At 63.2% G+C, this 17,941-nt stretch carries 17 protein-coding genes; 15 read left to right on the forward strand and 2 right to left on the reverse strand.

The annotated features are described in order from the left end of the window. Nucleotides 1-84: 84 nt before the first annotated feature. On the forward strand, nucleotides 85-879 hold the full coding sequence (locus GM676_RS17540; RefSeq protein WP_155465045.1) for an alpha/beta fold hydrolase: 795 nt from the start codon (nucleotides 85-87) through the stop codon (nucleotides 877-879). Between the two features lie 36 nt (nucleotides 880-915). Further along, complete coding sequence (locus GM676_RS17545; RefSeq protein ID WP_155465046.1) at nucleotides 916-4,080, forward strand: error-prone DNA polymerase; 3,165 nt, start codon at nucleotides 916-918, stop codon at nucleotides 4,078-4,080. A gap of 10 nt (nucleotides 4,081-4,090) precedes the next feature. Here the strand turns inward: GM676_RS17545 and GM676_RS17550 are convergent, their stop codons facing one another. After that, on the reverse strand, nucleotides 4,091-4,513 hold the full coding sequence (locus GM676_RS17550; RefSeq protein ID WP_155465047.1) for a PRC-barrel domain-containing protein: 423 nt from the start codon (nucleotides 4,511-4,513) through the stop codon (nucleotides 4,091-4,093). A 144-nt stretch (nucleotides 4,514-4,657) separates the two neighbouring features. Between GM676_RS17550 and pyrG the strand changes: the two genes are divergently transcribed. From pyrG to eno, 3 genes are all read left to right on the forward strand, one after another. After that, a complete protein-coding gene (gene pyrG / locus GM676_RS17555) occupies nucleotides 4,658-6,328 on the forward strand; it encodes a CTP synthase (protein WP_155465048.1) in 1,671 nt (556 codons plus the stop codon). After that, a complete protein-coding gene (gene kdsA / locus GM676_RS17560; RefSeq protein WP_155465049.1) occupies nucleotides 6,325-7,179 on the forward strand; it encodes a 3-deoxy-8-phosphooctulonate synthase in 855 nt (284 codons plus the stop codon). Before pyrG ends, kdsA begins: the two co-directional genes overlap by 4 nt. 125 nt (nucleotides 7,180-7,304) lie before the next feature. Continuing rightward, nucleotides 7,305-8,588 carry a phosphopyruvate hydratase gene (gene eno / locus GM676_RS17565; protein WP_155465050.1) on the forward strand — a complete coding sequence of 428 codons (1,284 nt, stop codon included), beginning with the start codon at nucleotides 7,305-7,307 and terminating at the stop codon, nucleotides 8,586-8,588. Between the two features lie 33 nt (nucleotides 8,589-8,621). Here the strand turns inward: eno and GM676_RS17570 are convergent, their stop codons facing one another. Continuing rightward, the gene (locus GM676_RS17570; RefSeq protein ID WP_155465051.1) at nucleotides 8,622-9,425 is read right to left on the reverse strand and encodes a DUF4351 domain-containing protein; all 804 of its coding nucleotides are present in this window, start codon (nucleotides 9,423-9,425) and stop codon (nucleotides 8,622-8,624) included. A gap of 89 nt (nucleotides 9,426-9,514) precedes the next feature. On the opposite strand from GM676_RS17570, the gene ftsB reads away from it, so the two are divergent. From ftsB to GM676_RS17620, 10 genes are all read left to right on the forward strand, one after another. Continuing rightward, the gene (ftsB, locus tag GM676_RS17575) at nucleotides 9,515-9,844 is read left to right on the forward strand and encodes a cell division protein FtsB (RefSeq protein WP_155465052.1); all 330 of its coding nucleotides are present in this window, start codon (nucleotides 9,515-9,517) and stop codon (nucleotides 9,842-9,844) included. A gap of 8 nt (nucleotides 9,845-9,852) precedes the next feature. Then, the gene (locus GM676_RS17580) at nucleotides 9,853-10,650 is read left to right on the forward strand and encodes a transporter substrate-binding domain-containing protein (protein WP_229262745.1); all 798 of its coding nucleotides are present in this window, start codon (nucleotides 9,853-9,855) and stop codon (nucleotides 10,648-10,650) included. A 2-nt stretch (nucleotides 10,651-10,652) separates the two neighbouring features. Beyond that, nucleotides 10,653-11,039, forward strand: coding sequence for a VOC family protein (locus GM676_RS17585; RefSeq protein WP_155465053.1), 387 nt, complete (start codon nucleotides 10,653-10,655; stop codon nucleotides 11,037-11,039). A 43-nt stretch (nucleotides 11,040-11,082) separates the two neighbouring features. Further along, nucleotides 11,083-11,997, forward strand: a complete 915-nt coding sequence (locus GM676_RS17590) for a L,D-transpeptidase family protein (RefSeq protein WP_371866274.1) — start codon at nucleotides 11,083-11,085, stop codon at nucleotides 11,995-11,997. 39 nt (nucleotides 11,998-12,036) lie between these two features. Beyond that, nucleotides 12,037-12,417 (forward strand): VOC family protein, encoded by a 381-nt coding sequence (locus tag GM676_RS17595; RefSeq protein WP_155465054.1) that lies wholly within the window; start codon nucleotides 12,037-12,039, stop codon nucleotides 12,415-12,417. Continuing rightward, on the forward strand, nucleotides 12,414-13,118 hold the full coding sequence (locus tag GM676_RS17600) for an aspartate/glutamate racemase family protein (protein ID WP_155465055.1): 705 nt from the start codon (nucleotides 12,414-12,416) through the stop codon (nucleotides 13,116-13,118). Before GM676_RS17595 ends, GM676_RS17600 begins: the two co-directional genes overlap by 4 nt. Beyond that, a complete protein-coding gene (locus tag GM676_RS17605; RefSeq protein WP_155465056.1) occupies nucleotides 13,115-13,747 on the forward strand; it encodes a glutathione S-transferase in 633 nt (210 codons plus the stop codon). The genes GM676_RS17600 and GM676_RS17605 overlap by 4 nt, the downstream gene beginning before the upstream one ends. Nucleotides 13,748-13,758: 11 nt before the next feature. Continuing rightward, entirely contained in the window at nucleotides 13,759-14,289 is a 531-nt protein-coding gene (locus GM676_RS17610) for a gamma carbonic anhydrase family protein (RefSeq protein ID WP_155465057.1), read from the forward strand. A gap of 163 nt (nucleotides 14,290-14,452) precedes the next feature. Continuing rightward, complete coding sequence (locus GM676_RS17615; RefSeq protein ID WP_229262746.1) at nucleotides 14,453-16,717, forward strand: TonB-dependent receptor domain-containing protein; 2,265 nt, start codon at nucleotides 14,453-14,455, stop codon at nucleotides 16,715-16,717. An 11-nt stretch (nucleotides 16,718-16,728) separates the two neighbouring features. Further along, complete coding sequence (locus GM676_RS17620) at nucleotides 16,729-17,910, forward strand: hemin-degrading factor (protein ID WP_155465059.1); 1,182 nt, start codon at nucleotides 16,729-16,731, stop codon at nucleotides 17,908-17,910. Nucleotides 17,911-17,941: the final 31 nt, after the last annotated feature.

A 17,941-nucleotide genomic window follows, 5' to 3' on the forward strand; every position in this document is an offset into this window, starting at 1 on the left:
CCGCACTTCATCGCATTCCTGCGGCCGCGCGTTGCAGCAAATGCAAGAATGCCGGCACATCAAACATAAAAGGGAAACATCATAATGCGTAACGCCATTTTCGTTCTGGGCCTGATGGCAGCCGCACCCGCCATGGCGGCGCTGGCCGTCACCACACTGATCGACGGCCGCAAGGTGGAGTGTGTGGCGCTGAAAAATCCATCCGCCCCGGTCACGGTGGTGTTCGAGAACGGTTCGCGCGCCACGGTCGACAAGTGGGACAAGGTGATCGAGGGCGTCGCGCCGCAAGCCTCCGTGTTTGCCTACAACCGTCCCGGCTACGGCAAGAGCGAGGACACGGCCGCGCCGCGCGATGGCCTGACCATCGTCGAAGAACTGCGCCGCAACCTCAGGCATGAAGGCATGCAGCCGCCGTACATCCTGGTCGGCCACTCGCTGGGCGGGCTGTACGTGCAGCTGTTCGCCAAGCGGCATCCGGACGAGGTGGCGGGCATCGTGCTGGTGGATGCGCTGTACCCGCGCGTCATCAAAAAACAGGAAGACTTTCCGCTGCTGACGCGGGCCGGCGCATGGCTGTTCTTCTCCGGCACCGTGCGCAAGGAAATCGGCAGCATCCACGAAACCGGCGAACAAGTGCTGGCGCAGGGCGATATCGACAACAAACCCATGATCCGCCTGGTCAACCAGCCCAAGGGCGCGACGGCGGTGCCGGTCGATTTCGGCGTCGTCAGCAGCGACCCGCAAACCATCACCTTCGTCCGCGCCATGTACCCGCAAGCCAAAACAGTGGTGGTCGACTCCGACCACCAGATGCAAACCGCCTCGCCCGAGGTCGTGGTTCAAGCCATCAACGACATCATCGCCGCACAACGCAAATAACTTGATAGAATACTGTATAAAAACACAGTATTCATCATGAGCACCTTGCCCCCCACCGGACTGCCGGCCTATGCCGAGCTGTTCTGTTTATCGAATTTCTCCTTCCTCCACGGCGCCTCGCGGGCCGAGGAGCTGGTGGCGCGCGCCGCGCAGCTGGATTACGCGGCGCTGGCGATCACCGATGAATGCTCGCTGGCCGGCGTAGTGCGTGCTCACGCCGAGGCTAAAACGGCGCAATTTCCGCTGATCATAGGCAGCTATTTCCGGCTGACCAATCCGGATGGCTCGCCCGGCCCGTCCTTCGTTGCGTTGGCGCGGAACAAGGATGGCTACGGCAATCTGTGCGAATTGATCACCATCGCCCGCAACCGCGTGGCCAAGGGCAGCTACCTGCTGACGCCGGCCGATCTGGCCGCGCCGCCGCCCAAATTCGCGCACCTGCAAGGCTTGCCGGACTGCCTGCTGATCCTGCTGCCCGACTATCCGGCCCACCGGCCGGAAGACGTGGACCAGTTGCACGCGCAGGCGGCGTGGATGGAGGCGACCTTCCCCGGCCGCGCGTGGATGGGCCTGAACCTGCTGCTGCGCTCCTTCGACGAGGCCCACCGGCTCAGCATTGCCGAGGTGGCGGCGCAGCACCGGATGGCGGTGGTGGCGGTCGGCCATGTGTGCATGCACGTGCGTTCGCGCAAGCCCTTGCAGGACACCATGACCGCCATCCGCATCGGCAAGCCGGTGGGCGAGTGCGGCTACGCGCTGGCGCAGAACGCCGAGCAGCATCTGCGCCCGCGCATGCAGCTGGCCAACCTGTATCCGCGCGCGGCGCTGGATGAAACCGTGCGCATCGCGCAACTGTGCACATTCAATTTGCAGCAACTGCGCTACGAATATCCGCACGAGCTGATCCCGCCCGGCCATACGCCCGCCAGCTATCTGCGGCAGGAAGTGGAGCAGGGGCTGCTGGAGCGCTGGCCTGGCGGCGAGCCGGAAAAAGTACGCGTGCAGATCGAAACCGAGTTGGCGCTGATTGCCGATCTCAAGTACGAGGCCTACTTCCTCACCGTGTATGACATCGTCCGGTTTGCAAGATCGCAAGGCATCCTTTGCCAGGGACGGGGATCGGCTGCCAACTCGGCGGTGTGTTATGTCCTGGGCGTGACGGCGGTCGACCCTGCGCGCGGCACGCTGCTGATGGGGCGCTTCATTTCGAAGGAACGCAATGAGCCGCCCGACATCGACGTCGACTTTGAGCACCAGCGGCGTGAGGAAGTGATCCAGTACATCTACGAAAAATACGGCCACGACCGCGCGGCGCTGGCGGCTGTCGTCATCAGCTACCGGCCTAAAAGCGCGCTGCGCGACAGCGGCAAGGCCCTGGGCGTGGACCTGGCCATCGTTGAAAAGGTCTGCGCCTCCCAGCGTTGGTTCGACAGCAAGCATGACCTGATCGGGCGGCTGGCCGAGTGCGGGCTCGATCCGGCGTCGCAGCTGGCGCAACAGTGGGCGGCGCTCGCTTACGCCTTGCTGGGCTTCCCGCGCCATTTGTCGCAGCATCCCGGCGGTTTCGTGATCTCGCATGAAAAGCTGACGCGGCTGGTGCCGATCGAGGCGGCCACCATGGATGGCCGCTACGTCATCCAGTGGGATAAGGATGATCTGGAAGAGCTGGGCCTGATGAAGGTGGACGTGCTGGCGCTGGGCATGTTGTCGGCCTTGCGGCGCGCGCTCGATTTGCTGGAGCGGCGCAGCGGACGGAAAATGAGCCTGTACCAGATCCCGCCGGAAGATCCCGCCACCTACGCGATGATGTGCGAAGCCGATACCATCGGCGTGTTCCAGATCGAGTCGCGCGCGCAAATGAGCATGCTGCCGCGCTTGCGGCCCAGGGAGTTTTACGATCTGGTGATCGAGGTGGCGATTGTGCGGCCGGGGCCGATACAGGGCGGCATGGTGCATCCCTATCTGCAACGGCGCATGGGCTTGCAGGAAATCGACTGTCCGCCGGGGCTGGAAGAGGCGTTGGGGCGCACATTGGGCGTGCCCATCTTTCAGGAGCAGGTGATGCAGATCGCCATGATCGCGGCCGGCTTCACCGAGGGCGAGGCGGATGACTTGCGGCGCGCGATGGCGGCCTGGAAGCGCAAGGGCGGCGTCGACAAATACCAGGACCGCATCATTGACGGCATGACCGAACGCGGATACGACCTGGCATTTGCCCAGGCCATCTGCGAGCAGATCAAAGGCTTTGGCGAATATGGATTCCCGGAGTCGCACTCGGCCAGCTTTGCCTTGTTGACGTATTCCAGCTCCTGGATCAAATGCCATGAGCCGGCCGTGTTCCTGTGCGCGCTGCTCAACAGCCAGCCGATGGGTTTCTACAGCCCGTCGCAACTGGTGCAGGACGCCAAACGCCACGGCGTGGTGGTGCGCGAAATTGACGTCACCGTCAGCGGCTGGGAAACCTCGCTGGAGGAGCCGGCCGGCAAGCGTGGCCAGCCTGCGGTGCGGCTCGGCCTGAATATGCTGAAAGGGATGAGCGCCGAAGCGGCGGCGCGGATCGAGCGCGCGCGTGCGGAGCACCCGTTCGCCAGCGTGGCCGACCTCGCGCGGCGCGCCGATCTAGACCGTCACGCGCTGCACGTGCTGGCCGGCGGCGATGCGCTGCGCAACCTGTCCGGCCATCGCCGCCAAGCCCTGTGGCAGGCGGTCGGCGCGGTGCCCGACAAGGATCTGCTGCGCCCGACCGCGCCGGACGAGGAAACGCCGCGGCTGCCAGCCCCCAGCGAAGGCGAGGACATCCTCGGCGACTACCGCTCGCACGGCCTGACACTGCGCCGCCACCCGGTCGCGCTGCTGCGGCCGACCTTGCTCAAGCACCGCTTCATGCCGGCCGAGGTGCTCAACACCTACACCAGCAACATGGTGGCGCGCGCCTGCGGCATGGTCACGGTGCGCCAGCGCCCGGGCACCGCCAAGGGCGTGATCTTCATGACACTGGAGGATGAAACCGGCAGCGTCAACGTCATCATCTGGCCGGCCCTGCTGGAACAGCAGCGGCGCGAAGTGCTGAGCGCGCCGCTGCTGGGGGTGTATGGCGTGTGGCAGCAGGAGGGCATGGTGCGCCACCTGGTCGCCAAGCGGCTGGTCGACATGAGCCACCTGCTGGGCCGGCTGCCGACCGTCAGCCGCGATTTTTGCTAGCGCTCAGCCGTTAGCGATTGGCGCGCTGGCTGGCGCCGGCGTCGGTGCCGTAGTAGCTGTGCACCTGGCTGGCCCAGGTCTGGTTGGCCATGTCCGGCCAGTCATCCTTGTCGAAGCCGGGCGCCGCCTCGATGCGCTCCTTGTCGATGTTCAGGGTGAAGCGCTTGTTGACGGTGTCCAGCGTCAGCGCTTCCCACGGCACGGCGAACAGTTTCTCGCCGATGGTCAGCACGCCGCCATAGGCCATCACCGCGTAGGCGATCTTGCCGGTGCGCATGTCGAGCATGATTTCCTTGATCTCGCCCAAGTGCTCGTTTTTCAGGTTGTGCACGTGGTCGCCGATCAGGGTGTCGGCCCCCATCAGCTCGGGTCCGGGGCCCTTGTGGCCGTTGTCCACGTACATGCCATATTGATCACGATCTTCGTAGCTCATGATGCATCTCCTGTCATTAATGAGTTGTCATTCTGGTATTTCCGGCAAGCCCGGTCTGTACGGTGATGCACGCGGGAGGTGATGAATTGGCCGTTTTAGGATATAATTTCAATTTCCCGCATGTGCCGTTCGGCACCTTCCGCAATGACCAAATTTGTCTTCGTCACTGGCGGCGTCGTGTCTTCCCTTGGTAAAGGGATCGCCGCTGCTTCCCTCGCTGCGATCCTCGAATCGCGCGGCCTCAAAGTCACCATGCTCAAGCTGGACCCGTACATCAACGTCGATCCAGGCACCATGTCCCCAATGCAACACGGCGAAGTGTTCGTCACGGACGACGGCGCTGAAACCGACCTGGACCTCGGTCACTACGAGCGCTTCATCACCACCCGCATGAAGAAGGTGAACAACTTCACCACCGGTCAGATCTACGAATCGGTGATCCGCAAGGAGCGTCGCGGCGAATACCTGGGCAAGACCGTGCAGGTGATCCCGCACATCACCAACGAAATCCAGGACTACATCCGGCGCGGCGCCGAAGGCTACGACGTGGCCCTGTGCGAAATCGGCGGCACCGTGGGCGACATCGAATCGCTGCCCTTCCTGGAAGCGGCACGTCAGCTGAGCCTGCGCGCCGGCCGCAAGAACTCGGCCTTCGTGCACCTGACCCTGGTGCCGTACATCGCCTCCGCCGGCGAACTGAAGACCAAGCCGACCCAGCACTCGGTACAGAAACTGCGCGAAATCGGCATCTCGCCGAACGCGCTGCTGTGCCGCGCCGACCGCCGCATCCCGGACGACGAGCGCGCCAAGATCTCGCTGTTCTCCAACATCGAAGAGCAGGCCGTGATTTCCGTGTGGGACGTCGACACCATCTACAAAGTGCCGCAAATGCTGCACGACCAGGGCCTGGACGCCATCATCTGCGAAGCGCTGGACATCAATCCGGCGCCGGCCGACCTGTCGGTCTGGACCAAGCTGATCCACACGCTCGAACATCCGAAGCAGGAAGTGTCGATCGGCATGGTCGGCAAGTACGTGGAGCTGACCGAGTCGTACAAGTCGCTGACCGAAGCGCTGCGCCACGCCGGCATCCATACCGAATCCAAGGTCAACATCGAGTACATCGATTCGGAAGAAATCGAAACCACCGGCTGCGCCTCGCTGTCCAAGTACGACGCCATCCTGGTGCCGGGCGGCTTCGGCAAGCGCGGCGTGGAAGGCAAGATCATGGCGGCCCGCTTCGCCCGCGAAAACAAGATTCCCTACCTCGGCATCTGCCTCGGCATGCAAGTGGCGCTGATCGAATACGCGCGCCACAAGGCCGGCCTGAGCGAAGCCAACTCGACCGAGTTCGACCTCGGCACCCCGCAGCCGGTGGTGGCCCTGATCGACGAATGGCAAGGCCAGGACGGCAAGGTCGAGAAACGCGACGAGAACTCCGATCTGGGCGGCACCATGCGCCTGGGCGCGCAAACCTGCGCCATCAAGCCGGGCACGCTGGCATCGGAAATCTACGGCGCGGTGGTGACCGAGCGTCACCGTCACCGTTACGAAGCCAACAACCACTACCTGCCGCGCGTGGAAGCGGCCGGCCTGGTGGTGGCGGCGCGCACCCCGACCGAAGACCTGTGCGAAATCATGGAGCTGCCACGCAGCGGCGACAACGCGCACCCTTGGTACATGGGCGTGCAGTATCACCCTGAATTCAAATCCACCCCGCGTGACGGCCACCCGCTGTTCACGTCTTACATCAAGGCGGCGCTGGCCCACAAGGCCGCAAGCGGCGCCACTGAACTGCAAGGAGAGGCGGCATGAAACTGTGCGGATTCGACGTAGGCCTGGATAAGCCATTCTTCCTGATCTCCGGTAACTGTGTCGTCGAATCGCGCCAGATGGCGTTCGACACCGCCGGCGCGCTGAAAGAGATGACCACCGAGCTGGGCATCCCGTTCATCTTCAAGGCCTCGTTCGACAAGGCCAACCGTTCGTCGGGCAAATCCTACCGCGGTCCCGGCCGCGAGCAGGGCCTGGAGATCCTGGCCGCCGTCAAGCGCGAGCTGCAAGTGCCGGTGCTGACCGACGTGCACACCATCGAAGACATCGAAGTCGCTTCGAAAGTGGTCGATGTGCTGCAAACCCCGGCCTTCCTGTGCCGCCAGACCGACTTCATCGTCGCCTGCGCGCAGTCCGGCCTGCCGGTCAACATCAAGAAGGGCCAGTTCCTGGCCCCGCACGACATGAAGAATGTGATCGACAAGGCCCGTGCCGCCGCCAGGGAAGCCGGCCTGAACGAAGACAACTTCATGGCCTGCGAACGCGGCGCCTCGTTCGGCTACAACAACCTGGTGTCCGACATGCGCTCGCTGGCCATCATGCGCGAAACCGGCGCCCCGGTGGTGTTCGATGCGACCCACTCGGTGCAACTGCCGGGCGGCAATGGCACCTCCTCGGGCGGCATGCGCGAGATGGTGCCGGTGCTGTCGCGTGCGGCGGTGGCGGTCGGCGTCGACGGCCTGTTCATGGAAACCCATCCCAATCCCGCAGAGGCACTGTCGGACGGCCCGAACGCCGTGCCGCTGGGCCGCATGAAGGACTTGCTGTCCGTTCTGATCGAGCTGGACCGCATCACCAAAAAAGCTGGCTTCCTGGAGAACAGCTTCAACTAAAGCAACCTACCCGGTGTGGAAAATTTAGCAATCTTGCCTGCGCCGGGTACAATTCCCGTGACCCTTGTTCGCAACGCGCGTAAAGACGCGGCGCGACTCCGTATCGCCTAACTTTGGAGAATGACATGAGTGCTATCGTTGATATTATCGGCCGTGAAGTAATCGACTCGCGCGGCAATCCTACCGTCGAATGCGACGTGCTGCTGGAATCGGGCGTGATGGGCCGCGCCGCCGTACCGTCGGGCGCCTCGACCGGTTCGCGCGAAGCGATTGAACTGCGCGACGGCGATCCCAAGCGCTACTTCGGCAAGGGCGTGCTGAAAGCCTGCGAAAACATCAACACCGAAATCTCGGAAGCCATCATGGGCCTGGACGCCAATGAGCAAGCTTTCCTGGACCGCACTCTGATCGACCTGGACGGCACCGAAAACAAATCGCGCCTGGGCGCCAACGCCATGCTGGCGGTGTCGATGGCCGTGGCCAAAGCCGCCGCCGAAGAAGCCGGCCTGCCGCTGTACCGCTACTTCGGCGGTTCGGGCGCCATGCAGCTGCCAGTGCCGATGATGAACGTGATCAACGGCGGCGCGCACGCCGACAACAACCTGGACATCCAGGAATTCATGATCATTCCGGTCGGCGCCCCGTCGTTCAAGGAAGCCGTGCGTTACGGCGCGGAAGTGTTCCACACCCTGAAAAAGATCCTGCACAAGCGCGGCCTGAACACCGCCGTGGGCGATGAAGGCGGTTTCGCTCCTTCGCTGGCCAACCACGAGGAAGCGATCAAGCTGATCATCGAAGCGATCGAGCAGGCCGGCTACGAGCCAGGCACCCAGATCGCCATCGGCCTGGATTGCGCCGCTTCCGAGTTCTACAAGGACGGCAAGTACGAGCTGGAAGGCGAAGGCCTGTCGCTGACCTCGACCGAGTTCACCAACCTGCTGGCGACCTGGGCTGACAAGTATCCGATCATCTCGATCGAAGACGCGATGCACGAAGGCGACTGGGAAGGCTGGGCCATCCTGACCAAGGCACTGGGCCAGAAAGTCCAGCTGGTGGGCGACGACCTGTACGTCACCAACACCAAGATCCTGAAAGAAGGCATCCAGAAAGGCATCGCCAACTCGATCCTGATCAAGATCAACCAGATCGGCACCCTGACCGAAACCTTCGCCGCCATCGAAATGGCCAAGCGCGCCGGCTACACCGCCGTGATCTCGCACCGTTCGGGCGAAACCGAAGATTCGACCATCGCCGATATCGCGGTGGGCACCAACGCCCTGCAAATCAAGACCGGCTCGATGTCGCGTTCGGACCGCATGGCCAAGTACAACCAGCTGCTGCGCATCGAAGAAGATCTGGGCGACATCGCATCCTATCCAGGCCGCGACGCGTTCTACAACCTGAAGTAATGCAGTAAAAAGGCCGGAGCGATCCGGCCTTTTTCATTGAAAGACCTGCCTCAGCGACTGCGCCTCCGCCAGTGCATCGCTCCAGATCTCCAGTTGCGCCAGGCTGGCCCTGGCCAGCTTCTTGCGGGTAGCTTGCGGCAGCGGCCCGAAGCGTTTTGTAAGCAGTCGCTCCAACAGCGCAACCGCACCTTCCTTGCGCCCTTGCTCCAACCCTTCTTCCAGACCTTGTTCCAGGCCCTTTTTCAAGCCCTTCTCCAGGCCCTTCTTGACCCCGTCATTGAAAAACATTTGCTCCAACGGATTGAGTAATTTCATTTTGTGCTCCCTTCCCAACCGGCGGACGGCTTGCCAATAGCGTCGTTCATATGGCTCCGGCAAAGTCATCATCCAGTTGATCGCGTTGAATAAAACAAGTATGCGCTTTTTGCTCCAGCGATGCCGGAACAGGAGCGCGGTCAGGTGCCGCTTGGCGGCGTAAAGTTCTTTCGGATCGTGATGGGCCAGCTGCGAACGTCGATGGGCCAGCGTATGCCAGGCGACCGGATTGTCCGAAGCCTCCAGCGCATCGGTGTCCGTGACGTAGTCGAGCAGCTTGGCGATGCTGAATGAGAACGTTGTCGCTGTGCCTTCGAATTGCTGCTGGAAGTTGTCCGGGCGCCAGCGAGGATGCTCGTCAGCCAGCAGCGCCAGGCTGACTACCGGCAAACCATATGCCTCGCTGATGCGGGCGTGGTAGTCCTGCATGCGTTTTGCCAGTAGGGTGTCGCGCTGCGCCTGGACTTCGATATGTACCAAGCTGATCCAATGCAAGCCGCGGCCAAATTCCAGCAAGCGCACACAGCCGCGTTACGTGGGCGTCGTCGTTATATAATTGGCGGCAATTGTGCAATATACCGCCGGGAATGCCCCGGCATCGCTACTTTTCTATGCGTTTGATTACTCTGGGCCTGGCCTTCCTGCTGCTGCTTATCCAATACCCGCTGTGGCTGGGGAAGGGCGGCTGGCTGCGCGTGAAGGATTTTGAGGCGCAGGTGGACGTGGCGCACAAGAAGAATGCGGAACTGCTGGCTCGCAACGCCAAGCTCGATTCCGAAGTGCGCGACCTCAAGGACGGCACCGGCGCGGTCGAAGAGCGGGCGCGCTACGAGCTCAGCATGATCAAGCAAAACGAGATTTTCGTCCAAATCGTCGGCAAGGGACAAGCTGCCGCCCTTGCACCGCTGGCGCCCAAGCCGGCTGAAACGCCTCAACACTGAGTCCCGCCATGAAGCTGCGCGCTGGCATATTGTCGATGTTGCTTGCCGCTGCCGCCGTCCTGCCTGCGCAGGCGGCCGGCTGCATTCCGGTGCGTGTCGGCTATATGGACCAGAACCGCCCGCCGTACTGGCTGGGCGAGGGCGACAAGGTGCCCGATCCGCCCGGCGCGGCGGTCGATCTGATCCGCGACGCCGTGCTGGGCGCCGGCTTCGGCTGCGCGCCGATCTGGGTGCGGCTGCCGGTGGCACGCATCAAGGTGGCACTGGCCAATGGCGACATCGATCTGGCGCCGCTGGGCGAGCAAAGCTTCTATCCGGCCGAGATCGCGCTGCCCAAGGACAAAGCCGGCAATATCGACCTGGAGCGCGCCCTGCACAACCAGGTGTGGGTCCTGGTGCGCACCAGGGATAATCTGCCGCTCAGCACCAATCCCGTGCAGTACTTCAAGGGCAAGACGCTGGGCATCGCCCAAGGCAACGCCTATGCCGCGCGCCTGCGCGAAGCCGGCCTGACGCTGGACGAGGGCGCGCGCGACCTCGATCGCAACATCGAAAAGCTCAGGCTGGGGCGGGTGGCCGGCGTGGTGGTGGCGGCGGTGGCGCCGGCCCACCTCAAGCAGGCGCTGGACAAGTACAAGGGCGAGGTGATGCAGCTGCCACAGCCCTTGCTCAACGTCCGCCTGTGGCTGGCCTTCAACGACAACTTTTACCGCGCCCACCCCCAGCAAAGCGAAGCCCTGTGGACCTGGCTCGACAAGAACCGCAACCGCCTCGGCTACGTGATGCAACGCTACCGCAAGGATTAACCATGCCACTTGATCACATCAGCGCCATCAGCTTGTTTGTTGAAGACCTGCCCGCAGCCAAGGCATTTTATGCGGAAGTGTTTGACGCACCGCTGGTGTATGAGGACGCCAATTGTGCGGTGTTTAAATTCGACAGTGTGCTGATCAACCTGCTCAAGGTGGCCAATGCGCCGGAGATCATCGCGCCCGGCGTGGTGGCGCCGCGCGATGCCGGCTCGCGCTTCCAGATCAGCATTTGGGTGGCGGATGTGGACGCGGTGGCCGCGCAGCTGCGGCAACGCGGCGTCACCATCCTGCAAGGTCCGCTCGATCGCCCATGGGGCGTGCGCACCCTGAATTTTATCGATCCGGCCGGACACAGTTGGGAAGTGGGCCAGCAAATCGGCTAGCCGGTAGGCTAGAATAAGCTCCCTGTTTTTCTCCGAGTCTGGTTTGAGAGCTTTCATCCTTGCTTTATCGCTGGCCATGGCCAGTGCCCATGCCGCCGAGCCGGCCTTGTCCGCCGCCGATACCGGACTGCTGCGCGCGCAGGTGCTGTTGGACCGGGCGCACTTCTCGCCCGGCGAGATGGACGCGGCATTCGGCAGCAATATGCGCCAGGCCCTGCGCGGCTTCCAGAAATTGAATCAACTGCCCGTCACCGGCAAGCTCGACGCCGCGACATGGAAGGAACTGGAGCGCGATCAGTCGCCGGTGCTGGAGGTCTACACACTGACCGCGCAGGACATCGCCGGCCCCTACGCCCCGGTGCCGGCCGACATGGCGGGCAAGTCCAGACTGGCTGTGCTTGGCTACGCCAGCCTGGCCGAGGCGCTGGGCGAGCGCTTCCATTGCAGCCCCGAGCTGCTGCGCCGCCTGAATCCGGGCAAGAAGATGAAGCGCGCCGGCGAACAATTGCTGGTGCCGAACGTCGCCATCATCAAGCCGCTGCCGAAGGCGGCCTCGGTGCTGGTCGATGCGAAAGAGGGCACGCTGACCCTGCTGGACGCCGGCGGCATGCCGTTCGCGCAATTCCCGGCCAGCACCGGCAGCAAGCACGATCCGCTGCCCGAGGGACGCTGGCAGGTACGCGGCGTCGCCACCAATCCCGAGTACCGCTACAACCCCAAGCTGTTCTGGGACGCCAAGGCCGGCGACACCAAGGCCCGCATTGCCGCCGGCCCGAACAACCCGGTGGGGCTGGCGTGGATCGACCTCACCATCGAGCATTACGGCATCCACGGCACGCCGGAGCCGGGCAAGATCGGCAAGACCCAATCGCACGGCTGCGTGCGCCTGACCAACTGGGACGTGATGCAGGTGGTGCGCTCCATCGCGCGCGGCGCCACGGTGTTGATGCAGTCTTAGTAAAAAAGCAGCTAGAATGGAAGACTCAAGGAGGCGCCCATGGCCATCGAACTGGATCACCTGATCATCCCCGCGCGCGACAAGATCGCCGCCGCCCAACTGCTGGCGGAATTGCTGGACGTGCGCTGGTCGCCCACCGGCACCGGGCCGTTCGCGCCGGTGTTCGTCAATAACGGACTGACCATCGACTTCGACACTTGGCCGGAGCCGATCCCGCTGACGCACTACTGCTTCCGCGTCAGCCAGTCCGAGTTCGACGCCATCCTCGGCCGTATTGCCGCCAAAGGCATCCCTTACCGCAGCTCGGTGTTCGGGCCGGTCGACAACGCCGTCGGCAAATGGAACGACGGCAGCATCGTCTACTGGAACGAGCCGGATGGGCATCAATGGGAAATCCTCACAGTCAGCTACGCACGATGAAAACCATAGGACTCATCGGAGGCATGAGTTGGGAATCCACCGTGCCTTACTACCGCCAGATCAATGAAACCATCAAGCAGCAACTGGGCGGGCTGCACTCGGCCAGGCTGGTGCTGTACAGCGTCGACTTCCACGAAGTGGAGCGCTTGCAGCATGCCGGCGACTGGGATGCGGCCGGCGCCATGATGGCCGATGCCGCGCGCGCCTTGCAGGCTGCCGGCGCCGACTTCATCGTGTTGTGCACCAACACCATGCACAAGGTAGCGCCCGCCATTGAAGGCGCGTCGGGCATCCCCCTGTTCCACATCGCCGATCCTACCGCGCGTGCCATCAAGCGGGCGGGGCTGAGCAAGATCGGCCTGCTGGGCACACGCTTCACCATGGAGCAAGCGTTTTACAAGGACCGTCTGCGCGAACTGCACGGCCTCGACGTGCTGGTGCCCGAGCCGGCCGACCGCGACACCGTCCACCGCATCATCTACGACGAGCTGTGCCTCGGCAAAGTGCTGGACGCCTCGCGCGACGAATACCGCCGCGTCATCGCCGGCCTGGTGCAGCAAGGCGCGCAAGCCATCATCCTCGGCTGCACCGAAATCTCGCTGCTGGTCGGGCCGCGAGATGCCAGCGTGCCGTTATTTGACACCACCGCGATTCACGCGCAAAGTGCAGCCCTTTGGGCACTTAACAAGGAGCAGATATGAAACTGATCGGCATGCTGGATTCACCCTACGTCCGCCGCGTGGCGGTGTCCTTGCAACTGCTGGGGATACAGTTTGAGCACCAGTCGCTGTCGGTGTTCCGCACCTACGAGCAGTTCCGCCAGATCAACCCGGTGGTCAAGGCGCCGACGCTGGTCGATGAGGATGGCAATGTGCTGATGGACTCCACCCTGATCCTGCAATACGCCGAATCGATCGCGCGCCCCACCGCACGCCGCACACCATCCATGCCGACCGAGCTGATGCGATCGCAATCCTTGCTGGGCTTCGCGCTGGCCGCCTGCGACAAGGCGGTGCAGATCGTCTACGAACACAATGTGCGTCCGGCCGAGAAGCTGCACCAGCCGTGGCTGGAGCGCGTCACCCAGCAACTGCTGTCCGCGCTGGATGTGCTGGAAGCCGAGCAGATCAGGCAGCCGCTGCCCGCAACCAGCGCCGACATCCCGCCGCCCGGCGTGATGATGGCCATCACCTGGCACTTCATCCAGCAGATGCTGCCGGAAGTGGCGCCGGCATCCCGCTACCCGGCGCTGGCCGAATACTCGCACCAGGCCGAAGCGCTGCCCGAATTCAAGGCCGCGCCGCATGGCGACGGCACCTATCACGCGTAACTGGAATCACCATGCCTGTTTCATCCTACCTGAACACCTCGCCGCAGCTGGGCGAGGGCTTGTACCTGCACCCCACCGCCAGCGTGATCGGCGACGTCAGCGTCGGCAAGGATTGCTCGATCTGGTGCAACACCGTGCTGCGCGGCGACGTCAACCGCATCGTCATCGGCAACTGCACCAATGTGCAGGACTTCGCCATGGGCCACGTCTCGCACAAGAACGACAAAAAGCCGGACGGCTCGCCGCTGATCATCGGCGACTACGTCACCATCGGTCACCAGGCCATGCTGCACGGCTGCCGCATCGGCAACGAGGTGCTGATCGGCATGGGCGCCATCATCATGGACGACGTGGTGGTGCAGGACCAAGTGATGGTCGGCGCCGGCAGCTTGGTCTCGCCGGGCAAGGTGCTGGAAAGCGGCAACCTGTACGTCGGCCGTCCGGCGGTGAAGGTGAGGGCGCTGACGCCGGAGGAAATCGCCTACCTCAAATACTCCGCCGAACACTACGTGCGCGTAAAGAACAACTATCTGCAAGGATGATGTAGCGATTTTGATCTTATTTCCACTTGTAAATGAGAATCATTATTGTTAATATGCGTTTTTGCCAGCGATCGCCGCTTATCCGAGAGCCAGCCGTTTAACCACTCTCTCCTGGATAACTATGGTCGCTACCCCTACGGGCGCCCGGCATACGGCCGCGCCTTTGTCTCTTCACGTCCAATCCGCGCTGCTGGCGATGCTGGGCGCGGTTGCCTTGCCGGCCTTTGCGCAGGAAACCAAAGTCGCCGGCGAGCTGTCCGAAATCCTGGTGCAGGCCAAGCGCGACATCGACGCCGGCTCCGCCCGCAACGGCAGCACCACCGTCATCAACGCGCGCCAGCTGGAGCAGAACAACGCGGTCGACCTGAGCAACATCTCGCGCTACTCGCCGCTGATCAGTGTGCCGGCGGCGGCCAGCGGTGGCGGCAGCGTGTGGGACAGCCCGGGCAATACCGGCGTCAACATCCGTGGCGTGGAAGGCAACCGCGTCAGCCTGGAGCTGGACGGCATCTCGCTGCCGGACGCCGCGCCGAAACCGGACGGCACATCGATGAACGCGTTCGGCATCGGCCGCGACTACTTCGATCCCGAAACCTTCCGCGAAGTGCGCATCGGCTCCGGCGCCAGCCCGGCAGGGGCCGGCACGCCCGGCCTGGGCGGCTCGGTCTCGTTCGTGACCAAGGCGCCGGAAGACTATCTGAATGGCACGCGCAAAGTCTACGCCGACTACAAATTCGGCTACACCTCGGACCACGCTGCGCGCATGCACGCCATCACGGCCGCCACCGAAATCAACCCGGCGCTGAAAGCCCTGATCGTGGCCGTGCACCGCGACGGCGAACAGGCTGACAGCAAAAGCAGCGCGCCGCTGAACCCGGATGACTGGAACTCGGACGCCGTGTTGGCCAAGCTGAACTGGATCATCGCTCCAGGCCGGCAACTGAACTTCACCGTCGACAGCTTCAAGGCCGGGCACGACCGCAGCTACACCAACAAGACCAGCACCCTGTACCCGACCGGCGTGGCGCAAAACTCCAACACCAAACGCACGCGTTTCAGCATCGACTACCTGTGGGCTGCGCGCACGGCCCTGTTCGACACGCTGGACACCAGGCTGTACACGCAAAAAGCCGAAGTGGTGGACCTGACCCATGCCGACTACGTCAGCGGCGGCCAGAAGTACGTACGCGACATCAACACCGGCTACGACAACGACAGCAAAGGCATCTCCGTCGATGCCACCAGACAGATCGGCGCCGGCAGCCTGCTGAGCTACGGCGTGCTGTACGAACAGCTGGAAAGCCGCCGCCCATGGACCGAAGACCGTCTGGTGGTGGCCACCGGCGCGCACCAGTACACCAGTAAATACCGCATGGCCGACATGGACACCGACAAATTCGCCGCCTACCTGCGCGGCGAATTCGGCTTCGCGCTGGCCGGCCATCAAGCCACGCTGACACCGGGCCTGCGCGCCGAGCAACGCAAGCTGACGCCGCAAAACCTGGCCAAATATGGCGTGGCGATTCCCAACGCCGCCAAGGAAATCAAGGAAGAAACCGACTCCTTCCTGACGCCATCGCTCAACCTCTCGGTGGAGCTTGTGCCGAACCTCAACGCCTACGCACAATACTCGCGCGGCACGCGCCTGCCATCGGCGGCCGAGCGCACCGGCACCTACGACTCATTCAGCTACACCGGTACCGGCAACGGTTACGCCGTGCTGGGCAATCCGAACCTGAAAAAGGAAACCAGCAACGCCTTCGAACTGGGCCTGAAAGGCGAGCCGACGCCGGGCGTCGAATTCAGCGCCTCGGTGTTCAACACCCAGTACGACGACTTCATCGAATACGTGATGCAGCCGGCCGATCCGGTCAACTACCCGACCATCACGCAAGGCCTGTACCGTCCGGAGAACATCGGCAAGGCAAGGATCTACGGCGCCGAATTCAACACCCGCTTCACGCTGGGCCAGTGGCTGCCGGTCATGAAAGGCTACAGCATCAACCTGGCGGCGGGCGCATCGAAAGGCACGGCGGAGAACACCTCGACCGGAACAAAGGCCGACCTCGCCACGGTGCAGCCCTACAAAGCGAGCGCCAGCTTCGCCTACGACAGCGCGATCGCCGGCGCCGCCATCACCGCCAGCACCGCACGCGGCAAGCGCGCCGCCGGCGACGTGCTGACCGGCGGCACTACCACCTTGTTCAACGTGCCGGGCTACAGCGTGTTCGACCTGACCGCGTACTGGCACATCAACAAGCACGTCGTCCTGAGCGGTGGCGTGAACAACCTGGGCGACAAAAAATACTGGGACTACGCCTCGTCGCGCAGTCTGGCGGCCGGTACCACGGCAGCCACCATTGCCGATATCGAACGCCAGGCGCGTCCGGGCCGCAACTACGCCTTCAACCTCAAAGTGATCTACTAAGGAGCTAGCCTATGAAACCCCACCACCGATTTGCCCTGGCCCTGACTGGCGCCATGCTGATCTCGTCATTGCCGGCGGGCGCAGCCAGTCTGACCGAACGCTACGAAGCGCTGCGCACCGAGCAACCCAAGCTGGCGCTGCGTGACGCTGCGGCCAGGTTGAACGTGTCGGAAGCGGAACTGCTGGCCGCCAACGGCATCGGCAAAACCGTCACCCGCTTGCAGGAAGGCGACAACGTGCCGCGCGAAATCATGCGCCGCGCGCTCGACCTCGGCAAAGTCATGGCGCTGACGCGCAATGAGAACGGCATCCTGGAGCGCACCGGCGTGGCGACGCACATGAAACCGCAGGAAGAAGTGACCGGCCTCGATGCGGACAAGGAAAAAGAGCGTGAAGCGCGCATGCGCAACATTGCCGGGGGCTATCTGGGGGGCGAGATCGACCTGCGTTTCACCTTCAAAAACTGGAAATACGCGTTTGCGGTGGCACAGCCGGGCAAGGACGGCGCGGTGTCGCGCAGCCTGCAATTCTTCGACGCCAGCGGCAATGCCGTGCACAAGGTATACGTGAAGAGCGACGCCGGCGTAGCCGTGTTCGACAAAATCGTGGCCGACTTCCGCAACCCGGTGCAAAGCGCCGACCTGAAAGTGGCGGCGGCGCCGGTGAAAAAAGCCGAGAAGCCGGACAGCGCGGTGGACGTGAAAGAATTCCAGCTGGCGTGGAACGAAATCAACGACGTCCACCAGTTCAACCGTCTGCTGAGCGAATTCGGCGTGACGCGTGAACAGGGGCTGCGTCTGGGACCGGTGGACAAAGTGCAGCGCATTACGCCGCAGGCTGTGCGCCAACTGCTGGAGCAGGCGGCCAAACAGCAGATCGACATCATGGCCTTCCTGGGCAACGACTCGGCGATTCAGATCTACAGCGGCAAAATCAACAAAGTGCAGGAAGCGGGCGGCTACTTCAACGTGCTGGACCCCGAATTCAACCTGCACCTGCGAGACAGCGCGTTCGTGAGCGGCTACATCGTCAAGCGTGCGGGCGTGGTGAACGTCGAGTTCTACGACAAAGACGGCCGCGAAGTAGTGAGCTTCTTCGGCGTGCGCAGCCGCGAAAACCCCGTGCCACAAGCCTGGATCGACCTGACCGTGGCGCTGCCAAAAGCCAGCGCCAACAACCAGGCCAGCCAATAAACAACCCGGGGTCAGTTCTTGCAATCCAACA

Source organism: Duganella radicis (assembly GCF_009720825.1).
Classification (GTDB): domain Bacteria; phylum Pseudomonadota; class Gammaproteobacteria; order Burkholderiales; family Burkholderiaceae_D; genus Rugamonas; species Rugamonas radicis.

Coding starts and splice junctions, on each gene's coding strand:
- GM676_RS17540 (WP_155465045.1), top strand. CDS start 85: ATGCGTAACGCCATTTTCGTTCTGGGCCTGATGGCAGCCGCACCCGCC.
- GM676_RS17545 (WP_155465046.1), top strand. CDS start 916: ATGAGCACCTTGCCCCCCACCGGACTGCCGGCCTATGCCGAGCTGTTC.
- GM676_RS17550 (WP_155465047.1), bottom strand. CDS start 4,513: ATGAGCTACGAAGATCGTGATCAATATGGCATGTACGTGGACAACGGC.
- pyrG (WP_155465048.1), top strand. CDS start 4,658: ATGACCAAATTTGTCTTCGTCACTGGCGGCGTCGTGTCTTCCCTTGGT.
- kdsA (WP_155465049.1), top strand. CDS start 6,325: ATGAAACTGTGCGGATTCGACGTAGGCCTGGATAAGCCATTCTTCCTG.
- eno (WP_155465050.1), top strand. CDS start 7,305: ATGAGTGCTATCGTTGATATTATCGGCCGTGAAGTAATCGACTCGCGC.
- ftsB (WP_155465052.1), top strand. CDS start 9,515: ATGCGTTTGATTACTCTGGGCCTGGCCTTCCTGCTGCTGCTTATCCAA.
- GM676_RS17580 (WP_229262745.1), top strand. CDS start 9,853: ATGAAGCTGCGCGCTGGCATATTGTCGATGTTGCTTGCCGCTGCCGCC.
- GM676_RS17585 (WP_155465053.1), top strand. CDS start 10,653: ATGCCACTTGATCACATCAGCGCCATCAGCTTGTTTGTTGAAGACCTG.
- GM676_RS17595 (WP_155465054.1), top strand. CDS start 12,037: ATGGCCATCGAACTGGATCACCTGATCATCCCCGCGCGCGACAAGATC.
- GM676_RS17600 (WP_155465055.1), top strand. CDS start 12,414: ATGAAAACCATAGGACTCATCGGAGGCATGAGTTGGGAATCCACCGTG.
- GM676_RS17605 (WP_155465056.1), top strand. CDS start 13,115: ATGAAACTGATCGGCATGCTGGATTCACCCTACGTCCGCCGCGTGGCG.
- GM676_RS17610 (WP_155465057.1), top strand. CDS start 13,759: ATGCCTGTTTCATCCTACCTGAACACCTCGCCGCAGCTGGGCGAGGGC.
- GM676_RS17620 (WP_155465059.1), top strand. CDS start 16,729: ATGAAACCCCACCACCGATTTGCCCTGGCCCTGACTGGCGCCATGCTG.